6 protein-coding genes are annotated in these 15,194 nt (G+C 37.4%); 3 read left to right on the forward strand and 3 right to left on the reverse strand.

All coding sequences use genetic code 11. The annotated features are described in order from the left end of the window. Positions 1–127: 127 nt before the first annotated feature. A complete protein-coding gene (locus tag BMW86_RS07325) occupies positions 128–2,791 on the reverse strand; it encodes a glycoside hydrolase family 2 protein (RefSeq protein ID WP_255372865.1) in 2,664 nt (887 codons plus the stop codon). A 401-nt stretch (positions 2,792–3,192) separates the two neighbouring features. Here BMW86_RS07325 and BMW86_RS07330 point away from each other — a divergent pair, with 401 nt between their 5' ends. Next, positions 3,193–4,701, forward strand: a complete 1,509-nt coding sequence (locus BMW86_RS07330) for a hypothetical protein (RefSeq protein WP_089780418.1) — start codon at positions 3,193–3,195, stop codon at positions 4,699–4,701. A gap of 20 nt (positions 4,702–4,721) precedes the next feature. Further along, positions 4,722–5,219 (forward strand): TlpA family protein disulfide reductase, encoded by a 498-nt coding sequence (locus tag BMW86_RS07335; RefSeq protein ID WP_089780420.1) that lies wholly within the window; start codon positions 4,722–4,724, stop codon positions 5,217–5,219. Positions 5,220–6,441: 1,222 nt separating this feature from the next. Here the strand turns inward: BMW86_RS07335 and BMW86_RS07340 are convergent. Together BMW86_RS07340 and BMW86_RS07345 are read right to left on the reverse strand one after the other, a co-directional pair. Further along, complete coding sequence (locus BMW86_RS07340; RefSeq protein ID WP_089783590.1) at positions 6,442–7,860, reverse strand: RagB/SusD family nutrient uptake outer membrane protein; 1,419 nt, start codon at positions 7,858–7,860, stop codon at positions 6,442–6,444. Between the two features lie 242 nt (positions 7,861–8,102). After that, entirely contained in the window at positions 8,103–11,390 is a 3,288-nt protein-coding gene (locus tag BMW86_RS07345) for a SusC/RagA family TonB-linked outer membrane protein (protein ID WP_089780422.1), read from the reverse strand. Between the two features lie 1,187 nt (positions 11,391–12,577). On the opposite strand from BMW86_RS07345, the gene BMW86_RS07350 reads away from it, so the two are divergent. Further along, positions 12,578–15,136, forward strand: coding sequence for a TonB-dependent receptor (locus tag BMW86_RS07350; RefSeq protein WP_177189184.1), 2,559 nt, complete (start codon positions 12,578–12,580; stop codon positions 15,134–15,136). Positions 15,137–15,194: the final 58 nt, after the last annotated feature.

A 15,194-nucleotide genomic window follows, 5' to 3' on the forward strand; every position in this document is an offset into this window, starting at 1 on the left:
AATATTACATGCCTAAGGAATGTTACCTTGGAAATAGCTGCCAAAAATTAGGAGAGTGGGATATTTCCACCATCGGTACAAAAGGGATAACCATTCTCCCGATTATATAATTCTGCTGAATAATTCATTAATTCCAAGTTTTTTTCCCATTATTCATTTTCTCCAATGCATCTTTAAACGTTATATCCTCAGGAAGCAGGTGCAGTGCTTTTTTCTCCCACTTAATAGCTTCTTCTTTGTACCCCAGTTTATAGAGTAGATTAGCGTATGTATCCATATAATTTGGATTAGCTTGCATTTGCAAACTATTTTTACTCCAGGTTAGCGCCGCACGTAACATTGTCCTGTCGGTTACGTTTTCAAATATATCCCATGCAAACCTATTCAGATCTTGAGAAGATATACGTACCGAATATTTTTTCATCAACAGTGTAGCAGATGCAAAAAGGCTATTCCAGTCCCTTACGTTATGGCTATGTATTGCTTTTGTATACCATATAGCCTCTTCTCCTGCTAAACCATATTTGGCCACTATTTCTCTTTCTAAAATCTTCCAGTCAGGTATAACATTTATAGAGGATAACAGTGGTCTGATTTCATTGTTCGAAATAATGGATTTTACTTTATTCATTGCCTTGTTTGGGCCCAGTACCTGGTCTACCTTTTCTGGGTTATTGAGTAAGATGTCAAAGCCAGGATCTTGTGTAGTTTTGGTAAACTTTTGTATAAAAGTAAGATTATCATAAGTGAAAGGATCTGACATACCTTGTATATAAGTATTGCAAATTAACCCAGCATTGGATTTATCATTCAGCCTTGTAGCCATCAAGGAAAGTCCTCGTAGGAATTGAGGATCTTTTTTTCCTTGAAAGTATTGTTGTAGCATGGCCCCATATTGCAAATCTGGGTTGGCGGTATCGGCTACTTGTACGTTAAACATACCACCTGCGGTGGCATATTTTTCCGACTGTGGTAGTAGCAGAGAATGTATTTTTCGAAGTTTTTCTGCCGGAATTTTTATCACCTTACGATCGTAGGTCATCATACCGTTTTCTTCCGTTTCCACATCAAATGGCTCGGTATAAATGGAGGCGGAAAGACCTTCTACTTCGTATACTTTCAAGCGTTGTAGCATGGAATCATACTTGAGTGAAAATACTGCAGCAGGTACTTGCAGATATCCCCATCCCTCCGTATCGTTCCACTGATGCTTTGATATAGGAATACGTATGCCACCCCATTCACCAAGTACACATGCTTTGCCAGGTAATACAGGGGCAATGTTGGGACCGGGATATTCGTGAATATCGGTTAGATCACTACCAAGCCATTTCTGATTCAGATTCCAAGGAGCTCCCTGATCATAATTTTCTCCGGTATGGCCGTTTACAATACGTGAAGGGTCTTCATTTTTCATCCATTGAGTCAGGCGTTGTTGATCATATCTTGCCCAGCCTTCATTGAACAACACCCATACCACGATACAAGGATAGTTATGCAACTGGGCCATATTCTCCTTATTCTCTTTTTCAAACTGGGCTTGTGCATCAGTAGTACCATCGGCACAAGTAACCATATCCTGCCATACTAGTATCCCCATTTTATCTGCATGATAGTACCAACGAGCGGGTTCCAGTTTGATGTGTTTGCGAATGGTATTAAAACCCATATTACGGATGGCCATGATATCAAACTTCAGGGCCGCATCAGTAGGAGCAGTATAGAGCCCCTCCGGCCAGAAGCCCTGGTCCAGCACACCCAGATTGTAAGTGTATTTATTATTAAGGAAGATGCGGTCAATGCCCTTTTCGTCTTTCTTTATTTCGATTTTACGCATACCAAAATAACTGCCTACAGTATCTATTACTTTACCTTTATAAAGCAAACGCACATTCAAATTATATAAGTACGGATTATCCGGGCTCCACAGCTGCATATTAGGAATAGGTAATAGTAAGTCTGTGTTGACGGGCCCCTTTATGATACTCCCATTGGCTACTATAGCTTCTATTGTGTAATCCCTAGTATTCTCATTTGTATTGACCCACAGACGCAGGTGACCACTATCAATATTAGGCGTCATATATAAGCTCCGGATATATGCAACTGGTACCGTTTCTAACCAAACTGTTTGCCAAATACCACTACTGGCAGTATACATAATATTTCGTGGCTCCAGCACTTGCTTGCCGTGAGGATTAGGTCCCTGGTCTGTAGGGTCGTACACAGTCACGATCAAGTCGTTATTGCCATTTTTGAGCGCATCGGTGATATCAAATGAGAAATTCTGATAACCACCAGTATGTCCACCTACTTCCTTGTTGTTTATGTATACAGTAGCCTGCCAGTCGACCGCTCCAAAGTGTAGCAGGACACGTTTGCCACCTTTGATATTGGGTTTAACAATACTTCGTTTATACCACAGGCGCTGAGTGGGAAGTAAAGGCCTCTTTACTCCTGAGAGTGCCGATTCTAATGGAAAAGGAACCAAAATTTGGCCGTCATATTGGGTAGGCTGGACGGCATTTTTTTTTGTAATCGCATATTGCCAAAGACCATTCAGATTTTGCCATTCATTGCGCACCATCTGTGGACGGGGATATTCAGGAAGTACATTTAATGGAGTAACGTCCTCTGCCCAACGGGTTTGTATAGGTACAGGTTGCATTTTCCATTCGCTAGTCGAAGCCATGAAGCCTACCTGTTGTTTGGGATTAATTTGGGCATATGTATAAACCTGTGTAATACAAACTATAGTACAAAACAGGAGCATTCTTTTGATTCGTTTCATTGGTTGATTTTTTATGGTATATATACATTATTGTTCCATTTAACAAGCTGTTTTACTACTTCAGATCAATGCAAGCTTGCATTTTTGACAATGCGAACTCTTCACTTTTCATACATTAATAAATACTCTTCCGAACATTACTATAAAGTGACAAATAGAAGTTTGTGGCGGGAAAAACATGGAAAAAATAACCAAGTAAATTATAGGATCTTAGTTGCATAAACACTGAGATCATAACACTTGCTACCCCGATTTTCTCAATCTCTCATTTTTTTCTTTTTGCTCCTAAGCACATTTTCTGATAATATTCCTATTTTAGGATTGTTAACCTGAACATGAGAAAATAATTTGTACCCTTTAAAAATAGTACCCATTATAATACCCCAAGCAATATCATCATAATGAATACTACAAATACAAAAGCCTTTATTGGTAATTCTTTCAAGGACTTTCTACTGCATAGCAGAAGGAACAAAGCATTATTATGGATAGCGGGTATCACTATCCTGCTACAATTTATTGTATTCAAGTACATGTATCCCTATGCAGGTTTTTTTGATGGAGGATCCTATGTCTACTTAGAAACTGCGTACTTGAATTTTAACGTTAATATTTACCCTATAGGCTACCCAAAATTCTTGCGTATTCTCAGTGCGTTCACTCATTCGGATACGGCCCTTGTGGCTTTCCAGTATTTGTTATTACAATGTAGTGCTCTATATTTTTTATTTACATTGTATTATTTGTATAAACCAGGAAGAATATTAGCCATACTACTATTCATCTGTATGGTAGGTAATCCATTATTTCTGTATGTAAGCAACTATGTAACCAGCGATGCACTATTTATTTCCTTAAGTTTATTATGGCTCACTACGTTATTATGGATACTTCATCGATTAACGCGTCAACTAATTGTAATACATACGTTATTATTATTATTGGTATTTATGGTGCGGTATAGTGCATTATTTTATCCGCTAATAGCCATACTAGCTTTTGTTTTATCTCATCAGCCATTGAGGATGAAGCTCGTTGGTATTGTAGCCAGCTTACTGGTAATAGCAAGTTTTATGTACTATACCAGTAATCAATATAAAGAGCTGACAGGGATCAGACAATTTTCTCCGTTCAGTGGATGGCAGATGGCGAATAATGCCTTATATGCCTATCGTTATGTACAGGATACACAACTTGATAGTATGCTGCCCACTCGTTTCAAACAGTTAGATGCAATGGTGCGTACTTATTTTGATACCACTCGTAATGTATATGAGAATCCACAGGAAATGTTCTTGGCCAATAGTTGGTATATGTGGAATCTCAGGTCGCCTTTACGACTATACATGCAAAAGCATTTTTATATGGACAATACTCTTGGCAATCTAAAGCCATGGGCAACTGTAGCTCCATTATATGCAGATTATGGGGCTTATCTAATCAAACAATATCCCATGGAGTTTGTTCAGTTTTATTTATGGCCTAATGCAGTAAAGTTTTATACACCGCCAGTAGAATTTCTGGAAACTTATAATATGGGAAAAGATAGTATTGCCCCAATTGCCCAAGCTTGGTTCGGGTATAAAAGTAGGAAAGTAAAAACCATTTTCAAAGATATGAAGGTAACCATATTAAACTTTTATCCGGTTACTACGGCTATCCTAAACGTGTTATTTATGCTAGGATTAGTTGGGTTCATTATACTAAAGGGGAATAAACAATATCCTGCAATGGCACTTAGCCTATCGTTGGTAAGCAGTTTGCTGCTAATGAATATGGGTTTCAGTATTTTTGCTGCGCCTATCGCCCTTCGATTCCAGGTATTCCCCTTACTAGTTGCATTATCATTCGCCTTAATGCTGATAGAATATGTTTTCAAAGCAGCTTTTACAGAGGGGAAAAAAAATTAGTATACTCAAAATGATCTATTATGAAAATGTTATTGCTGATAATAATAGTATTAATAAATATCGTAAGCTGTACACGCCAAGAGCCTACCCAACAAACAAAATTGAGAATAGATTCATTGCCCCCTTTTAATATATTGCTCATGGATACTACTACAAGATTTAATACTGCCAAGATTTCGTATGGGAGTCCAATTGTATTATTTTTTTTTGGTCCTGACTGTCCGCATTGTCAAGCATTAACTAGGGATATTATTACACATGTTGATTCACTAAAAGATATCCGGTTTTTCTTTTTAAGTATTGCCGGCTTTCATGACATAAAAGTGTATGATTCAGCCTTCAAATTAAATAGATATAACAATATCACCGTGGGGCAGGATTATAATAATTACTTTTTTAATTATTATAGAGCTCCCGGTTTCCCTTTTTTGGTTATATATAATGGGAAAAAAATGTTAAAACAGGTAATTATAGGTGCTGTGGGACTTGATTCTATCAGGACAGTTATTAACAAATGATTGAAACATTATGTTTACTAATTATTATATATCTCCCAAAACGCCAACTGATATACTTGAATATTGACAACACCATAAAATTCGCGGTTGCAACCATAAGAGGGAAAGCCGAAAACCACCAGAAACGAATAGGTACATTAAGTTATTAAAATTGTTTAAAATTAGCCGCTGTATTGCAATCATAAATGCCATATTGGTTTTTTAGCTAAAAAATTCACCCCCTAAGACCAATTTTATACTAGTATAGGAATATCGTATCAATGGTATTCCACACATTGCAGCAGTTCCCTTATGCACAGTAACAGCTCTTTAGGTCATTTTTGAAAATTTCTTTCGCCCCATTCATATCGTTGAGTTAAGAATATTAACACGGATAGCTCTATTTAGGCTTACAACTACATTTATAAAAACAGTGTGTATCTCAACTAATACACTAGTAACCTTATGGCTATAAATAAGAGTTGCAAGATAATAAGACAGAAGTCTACTGTTAGAAGATACCATTTTGGTTGTTGGTATTTTTCCTGAACGTGTCCATTATCTCAGTGAAGGCAAATGCTCTTCATATAGAAATAAATTATTGAAAAAGTGAGAGAATATAAATTAGAGATCAGTGAATAAAAATTATTATTTTTAATTAATATATATATCGAATCAATATTGAATGCTTTAATGTTATGTATAATGTAACACAAATGGGGCACTTTAAATAAATTTCTTTAACGCTATGTAGTTGATAGAGAACAAATCACAGAAGTCGGTGTATAGGTATTGAGTATAAAACTACCACATACAACTGTACTGTAAAGGTATGGTCGTAGACAATATAAGAAACGGTGTACCACAAAGTATCAAGTAGATTTTAAGAAGATGAATGCGATGAACCATTGAAGAAGTATCGTTAAAGATAATCTGAAGTCAAATTAGAATACTGTATACATTCTGGGATAATAATAAGGATCTGTTTACTAACTCATCTTATATACGATCTTTGGATCGGATGCCACTTAGACAGTAAATCAGGCATAATAGCGACTACTTCATCAAACAAAACTCTCTGTACTGTGACATGAAGTAGTAGCTATTACAAATTATATGGAAGAGCGAATAGAAATGCCTGATATACAATAAAAGTCGTTCGAAAAAGGCTTTTTTATCTCGGGGACTTTTTTCCCCATATAGGTCCCCCTACTAGTACAACAGTTATTTTATAAAGGTCACCTCAATGACTATAGCCTTCATTTTGGATAAGATTAGGATTTAACTGAAGATCACCGAATGGAAGTGGATACAACTGTTTATAACTTTGCCAAGTCCCTCCTTTTTGAGGTGTTACCTCTGCCATAACGGTATTCACCATACCCGTCCGTTTAAGATCCAGCCAGCGATGTCCCCATTCTGTAAAAAGCTCTACATGCCGCTCATGTAAAATAGTTGCTAACAGAGGCTCTTTTGTTGATGCGGTAGTAGCATTCAGACCAGCCCTTCTCCGAATCACATCAAGGTCCAAGCGAGCATCTCCCAATTGTCCTAATTGCGCCCGGGCCTCCGCCCTTATCAGGTATTGTTCCGCTAGTCGGAATACCATTAGATATTCGCCCTGAGGATCTTCTGGTTTGTAAAGTTTATACTTAAAAGGGAAATAATAAGCAATTCCAGTGGAAGAATCTACAGCAATCCAGTTCACCTCACGTTGGTCTCCATTTTCAAATTCATCCAATAAAAAATGACTTACCCAAAAAGGATGTTCAGATTCATCAGGTCCATTTTCCAACACAAATGTCCGCGCATCAAGCGTGTTAAAAAAATCAGCTACAATATAATTAGGCTGTAATTGCCAGATAGTTTCTCGACTGTTCTTCAGAAAAACATCGTTTAACGCAACAGTATCAAATAATGATTTATTGTCAATCACCATACCTGCCTGAGTAGCTGCTGCAGACCAGTTACTAGTATAAAGGTAAACCCGAGCCAACAGGGCAGTAGCAGTCCATTTATTGGGGCGGATACGCTCCAAAGTAGTAGTAATAGCGTCTTGATCCACATAATTATCATTCAACATATTCTGGGCTTCCTGCAGATCTGAGATGATTTGTTTATATACGTTAGCTGCAGATGACCGAGTAGCTACAGCATTAACTTTATAATCTGACACAGTTAAAATCGGTACATCTCCATATAAATTCACCAGATAAAAATAACAGAAAGCTCGAATGAATTTGGCTTCTCCCAGCAATTGCTTTTGCACTGCAGGTGTTAGAGTTGTAGTGGCAGACAATCCTTCAATAGCAGCATTAGTCCTATAAATGGCAGCATATAAAAGAGACCAGAATCCATCCCCACCAAAATTATTAGTGTACAATCCATTTAAAGAATAATTTGTCGGAAATGCTACCAATTCATCAGCAGACAACGCACATATTGCAGAAAAACCATATTGGCCTTGCGCCCAACTACCTTGTTGCGATAAATCGAAATATATGCCAGTCAGTACATTAGCCGCAGAAGTATTCGATTGATAGACATACTTTGCTACAATCTGATCCCGCGGATTACCAACATCCAGAAATTTTTTGCAAGAACTACATGTTATAACAAATAACAGTATGTACAACAACAGCTTATTATAAGAAAAATGCATATACATATTTTTTATTAGGTCGGAACCTGGTGTATTAGTATCACTACCATATTTCCAGCTATCCACCTCATCGAACGCAGCAAGTGGTTTTCCTACGCTACGCTCTCGTTAAAAATTCATGTCCCGTTCTTATCGTCTAACAACTTGGCTGCTTTCCAACCGGTTAATTTGAAGCCATTATATACATTGTACATAGCGAACAAACCGTTTGTACTCCACCGCCGCACATCATGGACTGATGCTCAAAGGGTAAGTTGAAAACCCGCAGTCATTACACGCAAGGGAGGTATTACATTTACTGACTGTGTTTCAGGATCCCAACCAGGATAATGAGTAATTGTGAGTAGGTTCTGTCCTTGTATATAAACACGACAATTATTTATACGCATTTTTTGCTTCCAACTATCTGGTAATTGCCAAGAAAGCGCCAAGTTTTTAAAGCGTATAAAAGAAGCGTCTGCGTAGCCACGATTACTATACAGAGATGCGAGATAAGCATCCCTCAAACTGCCATCCTGGCTAAACCTCTGTACATCAGCGTTATCACCCACCTGTTTCCAACGAGTCAATACATTAACAGGTTGGTTTCTTAGAGATCCAGGTACCCAAGAAGACGAAAATAACCCGTTAGCTCCTTGCTGCTTTACATACTGAAAAAAAACATCCAAGTTGAAGCCTTTGTAGCGAAAACTGTTCTGAAAACCACCAAAATAAACAGGTACAGGATTTACAGACAAATAATCTGAAACACTTTGATCATATGATACCGGTTTCCCTTCTGCATTTGCAAATTGATAGGAACCCGTTGCAGGATCCACACCTAGAACTTTATACGTTCGTTTTTCAGATAATGCCCTACCAACCCGGGCATAGATTTGACCGTTTCCTGAGTAAGACACTAACTTATTACGAACGAAGGATATATTAAAAGTAGTAGACCATTCAAAATAACGACTTTGCTTATTTTTAGTAGTCAATACAAATTCCCAACCTGCATTCTGGATCACCGCTGGCAGATTACCAGTAATAAATTCAGCTCCCACCATACTAGGTTGAGGATAGCCAATTAATTGGTTGGTAGAGTGGTTTCGGTAATAACTAGTTGTCAATAGTATACGATCCTTAAAAAATCCTGTTTCCAATCCCACTTCTGCTTTCCGGGTTAATTCCCACGCAAAATCAGCATTGTACAACCCATTTACCCGCAGTCCTTTTACTCCTTGATAAGGTTGTTCTTCATATTGATAATTATCCAAGTACTGGTAATCTCCAATCTGATCATTCCCGGTAGTTCCATAACTTGCCCTTAATTTACCATAGCTTAGCCAAGGCAATGCTATTTTGATAAAATCTTCTTGTGAAAAGAGCCAGCCAACTCCTATGGCTCCAAAGGTAGCAAACTGCTTCCGAGGGCCAAAGCGGCTACTACCATCTCTACGAATAGTGAGGTTTAATATATATTTGTCCTCAAGATTATACCCTACACGCCCGAAAACAGCCGCATATTTATAGCGACTGCCTGTAGCTGCTGCAGAAAAAGTAGTAGCTGAAGCAGGATTCCTGATTAAAGCGTCATCCTTGATTCCACCTGTCGTTAAACGATCCGCATCTTCCTTATTGCTAAGTATTGTTGCCCCTGCCATGGCATTAAATGCACCTTTCCATATTGTAGTTATATAGGTAATCTGTGGTTCAAATGACCATGATCTTCTTTTGTTGTTAAAATAAGTAGCAGATGCCTTGATAAAGCTGAGATACTTAGGATCAATGCTAGCAATCGGGCTTTGTTTAAAGGAGTTTACACTTAATTCATTATATCCCAAATTTGCCTTGAATACCAACCCTGGTAATAACCTATAGCTGACATCTACACTACTCAACAAATTATCGGTTTGGATATCCAATATATTTCTCAATAACAAAGCAGCATAAGGGTTATCCCAAGTAGAATTGGCCCAATTCAAACTGCCATTATTATTATATATAGGAGGCGCATTTGGGGGCAAATCAATATAATCGGCATAAGCCCCACCAGGGAAATTAGCCTTACTGGTAGCATAACTGCCCGTTAAAACGGTCTTTAATTTCTGGTCAGGTGAATTTCCCATAATGCTAAAATGGCCGCCCCCGTTTTCACTAGAGAAATTACCTGGAAATACGGAGGTTTGCTTATGATAATTGCCTCCCATTAGATATTGTAAAGCAACATTACCGCCTGATACGGAAGCCTGTGCATCTGTATAACGTGCTGTCCCTCCTATAATGGTTCTTTGCCAGTCTGTATATCGGGTAGTATCCCATATTAACAGGTCTGGAGCATTAAATGTATTAGGAGTTACCCCATCATTTTTAAATGCTTCCCGACGCATCTCTAGATATTGAGAAGTATTGAGTAGCTTACGCTTGCGGGTAACATTTGCCCAACCACTGTATACATTGATATCCACCTTGGCTGCTCCCATTTTTCCCTTTTTTGTAGTGATCAATATTACCCCATTAGAACCCCTAGAACCATAAATAGCAGTAGCATCAGCATCTTTTAATACATCAATACTTTCAATATCCGCAGGATTAACAAAACTCAAAGCAGAAATACTCCCCCCAATAGCGCCAAAATTCGACATTCCTGTAATAGATTGAGTATAAGGAATACCATCTACTATAAACAAAGGTTGCGTTCCACTATTAATACTATTCTGTCCTCTTATCTGCACTTTCACCACCCCACCTTGTATACCAGTAGTTTGCGTTATAATCATTCCTGGTACTCTCCCTTGCAACGCCAAAAGTGGATCGGTAATCGGTTGCTTTGTAATATCCTCAGCCTTTACCGAAGTTACATTCCCTGTATTAAATCGCTGAGTAGTAGTGCCATAACCAATAATCACTGTCTCATCCAAACGGTTCACTACTTCATTCATGCGAATGATCACATTTCGCACATTCGCTACATTTACTTCCTTTGTCTCAAAACCTATCGAACTTACCAATAGTACAGCATTCGCATCCACCCCTGCAAGCACAAAACTTCCATCTCCATCTGTTTTCGTCCCCTTCTTCGCTCCTTTCACCGCCACAGTAGCACCGGGAACAGGGTTACCTTGGGCATCTAGTACTTTACCTGTAATAGTAAAAGGTGGCTCAATGGCTGGAGTTCTTTCCCCCCCAATACTCATGGGCTTAGCAATTACTGTCTGGTGCTTCAAAGAAATCGTCCCTTCCCGATATTGCCATATAATACCTCTGCTACTTAATAAAGCAGATAGCACCTCATCTAATATCGTTTTTTGAAAACTTACTGTTACTTTCTCACTCACATTCAATGCATCAACAGCAAACATAAACCGCAGACCAGTCTGCTTTTCAATCTGTTTAAACACATTATCTAATGTGATATCATTTGCAACTATTGTAATCTTTTGTTTGCCTGTCTGACTAGCTAAAACAGGCAAACAAAGAAAACTATGCAACATAAGTACAAGAGTCAGAAATCTGGCTAATAAACTACCACGAGGTGTAGGAATTTGCATAATAGTGATTGGTTGATTTTGGTGAGTAAAATAAAGTCAAAGTGTATTATACATGATGGTGGGTCATTGACAACACACTTAACAGTGCTATCTATTTTTCATGAATGAAAGTTTGAACTCGTTAGTTCAGAATCAATAAAAAATTAAACGTGGTTGTTCCTTATCCGCTTTTGTTAGTTAGTCGCCCTCCCTTTTAAACGTTGTTATTTGTTAACGGTTAGCTTAGGTCGGTTTTATAGTAGTCGTTATTGCCAAAAAGAAGTACTCAAAAAATAATTAACAAAAATTTATTTTGTTAACACAAGCAAAATCTAACAACTACAATTTTAAATTATTAACAGCCCATTAACGAACAAAAAATGAATACTGTAGTTTAACAAGAGTCACCTACTGGCAGCCAATCATCTATTTTATTCATTGGAGTAACTCAAGAGAATATTATTTTATAATCTAGTGAAAAAACTATTATTGTATTACCAGAGCGACAAAACAGCTTATCGAAAAACCATTATGCATTATGTTATTTACACATACTGCATTAGATGATTATAATAATGAACAACTATTCCAAATGTTATAAACTGTTAATTGGGATGCGTTAATGCACTTCTGGATTATTTATTGCAACGTTTGTACATAGCGATGAAAGTATTTCTGTGGTTATCATACTCCATAGCCACAATATAAAATTGTCTTACATTCTCAGCTATAAAATTGGTGGGCAACTGACTGTTCTCTGGTATCTTCCGGCATGGATTACACTACACAACTATCAGACGGTGCGGAAGTACGGCTGAATGCAGCTTCCACTTTCAATTCTCATTTGCGAACAATACAAGAGAAGTGATACTGATGGAGAAACTTAATGGTACCAGATACAAAAATACCATCAATCTGAACATACAGTCACAGGTAGTATAATACATAAAATACAAACAGTTTGGAGATACAGAATAATTACTTATATGCACAGAAATTATTGTGAGATAAAGTCGTAAAGTAATGTTATTTTTTTTGTTAGCTCTTCTTAAAAACCTAATTTCATTAGGGGAAAAGTAGTATCCTTTTATAGATATTATGCCATCTTACAGATACCCCAATGCTATCGTTGTTACAACCCAAGCCATTTCCTCCGTATGAATCGAATAATATTCCTTATTATTTTTTCACTAAACCTTCATAACCTGATGGCACAAACGTCATATACTGTTTCCGGGGTGATAAGAGACACGACCGGACAATCAGTCACAGCAACGAATATATGGCTAATAGCTAGTAAAGATACCCTACATACTACCAGTAATGAAACAGGTAACTTCAACTTCACAAACGTCCATCAATCTACTTTCATACTGCGTGCCGATAGATTGGGATATGAAACATGGCATAAGCAATTCATGTTTCCAAAAACCAGCACCCAAATAGATCTGCCGCTTATTACACTCATTACAAAAACCAATACATTGAAGGAGGTGGTAATAAAAGGGAAACGGATGCCGGTTGTCATAAACGGAGACACAATAGAATACCTGGTTGATCAATATAAGCTGCGGGAAAATGCAGTAATAGAAGATCTGTTAAAACGATTGCCTGGGCTAGAGGTAGATAGAGATGGGAATGTAAATGTAATGGGGAAACCAATTATAAAATTACGGATCAATGGAAAAGATTTTCTGGTAGACGACATAAAAAATCTGACACGCTTACTTCCTATAGACCTCATCAACAAAATACAGCTCATTGATGACTATGGAGATATGGCCCGGGCTACCGGAAGAAAAACAGGAGAGCCAGAAAAGATCATCAACATACAAACTAAAACTGATTTGAACAAAATCTACCAAGCACAAGCTATTGCTGGTACTGGTAATGACAGAAGGTATAATGCAGCGGTACTCACTAATTATTTCAGTGAGCAACAACAGTTCTCACTGAATGGTAATACTAATAATACAAGCGGACAAATAGGCAATCTCGTTACGACAAAAGGTAACATTAATTACCGAGGAAATTTCAGTAAAGCATTATCGATAAATGCAGCTTTACAAGTAAGAAACACAACTAATAACCTTCAAGCCTATAGTAATGTAAAAACAGAAACTAATGAAGGTACCCTTTATAGTATCAATAGCAGTAGTAATAACAGCATGAACGATAATTATAATTTGGCAGCCGGAGGAGAATACAAACCACGTGAAGCTGATATGATAAAATTCAATCTGTATTACAATTTAAACAATGCCGTTAATAATAGTTCTCTCCTCGCACTGCAAAGTGGGTTTCAACATAAAGACCAGGCAACCATTAGCAATATTACCAGCCGTTCACCTACATTGATGAGTGGTTTATTTGGAACACATCGTTTTAACAAGTTTGGACGGGTAGCATCATTTGGGCTTGTTGTAAATTATACCCGGAACAACAATGACCAAGATAGTCGCGATGATTTGCGATATTATAATGCAAACAGTTCGGTTGCTAAAGATTCTCTTGTACACCTCCTACTAAATAAAATGGACAATACATTTATGACTAATGCCCAGATCTCCTGGATAGAACCACTAGATTCCATTTCCAACGTAGAACTGAGGTATGTATGGAATTATACGTCTACTGGTAATAAACAGGAAACACAATGGATAAGTCCGGATGAAAAGAGAGAATTTCTTGATTCACTAAGTAATCAATACGCCTATACTGTGCTACAGCACCAAGTAGAATTCAACTACCGGAAAAATAATGGAAAAATTGATTACACTATCGGCGTACGTTTACTCCCTTCCAGTTTTCGGAGTAATATCATATCGGAAAGACGCATGATGTTGCATAGCACCTCAATGGTGCCTGTATTTCGTATACAATACAAATTATCAAATTCTAAAATTCTTACACTTGCATATACGGGGAATGTTACTTTTCCTACTAACCAGCAATTACAACCAATAGCTGATCTTTCTAATGCACAATTCCCGGTTGTTGGAAACCCCAATCTAAAGCCGTCCCTTGCTCATACATTATTTTTAAACTATCGCAATGCCAGTATGAATACCCTCTTTATAAATCTCTCAGGTAATTATACACAGGATAAGGTGATAAGTAATATAGTACTTGTAAAAGATAGTTTTAATACTGTAAAACAGGAAACCCATTTTCTCAATGCCAATGGTGATTATAATTGCCGTTTTGGTTATGGCTGGTCTCAACAGGTCAGTGATGGAAAATACAGCATATTCTTAGATGGCAACAGTTCTTATAGTAATAATGTATTGTATATAGACAATGAAAAAAAAATCGCACAAAACTTGGCTATTACACAGTCTTTAAGAGCTAATAGACTTGGGAATGTACTCGAACTGACAGGAGGTGTCTCCTATACATACAATCGGAATGTATATGACCTTTCAGAAAATAATATTACCAATCTTAACATTTGGACATTTAATATAGAAGGAAAGCTTTACTTTCTAAAAACTTTCCTATTAGCGGTAGATCTCAATAAACAGCTGAATAGTGGCTATAGTAACAATGTAAGTATTAACCCGTTTATGATAAATTGCACGCTGGAAAAGACTTTCTACAAAAGAAAATTTACCTGCCGGCTACAGGGTTATAACCTACTAAATGAAACTTCCCGTTTGTCACAATCAATTTCGGTCAATTCGGTAACTGAAAACCGGAGTAGTTTGATAGGCCGATATTTCATGCTCTCTTTACAATGCGATCTAAGAATGTTTAAAGGGAAATAGAATACCTATGTTACTTCTTCATTAAAAATGCAACTGTTGTTTATCAATTAAATTGCAA

The sequence above is a fragment of the Chitinophaga sp. YR573 genome, assembly GCF_900110995.1.
Taxonomy (GTDB): Bacteria; Bacteroidota; Bacteroidia; order Chitinophagales; family Chitinophagaceae; genus Chitinophaga.

Excerpts from the sequence above, each read along its gene's own strand:
- BMW86_RS07345 (WP_089780422.1), bottom strand. The coding sequence starts at position 11,390 with ATGCAAATTCCTACACCTCGTGGTAGTTTATTAGCCAGATTTCTGACT.
- BMW86_RS07330 (WP_089780418.1), top strand. The coding sequence starts at position 3,193 with ATGAATACTACAAATACAAAAGCCTTTATTGGTAATTCTTTCAAGGAC.
- BMW86_RS07340 (WP_089783590.1), bottom strand. The coding sequence starts at position 7,860 with ATGCATTTTTCTTATAATAAGCTGTTGTTGTACATACTGTTATTTGTT.
- BMW86_RS07335 (WP_089780420.1), top strand. The coding sequence starts at position 4,722 with ATGAAAATGTTATTGCTGATAATAATAGTATTAATAAATATCGTAAGC.
- BMW86_RS07325 (WP_255372865.1), bottom strand. The coding sequence starts at position 2,791 with ATGAAACGAATCAAAAGAATGCTCCTGTTTTGTACTATAGTTTGTATT.
- BMW86_RS07350 (WP_177189184.1), top strand. The coding sequence starts at position 12,578 with ATGGCACAAACGTCATATACTGTTTCCGGGGTGATAAGAGACACGACC.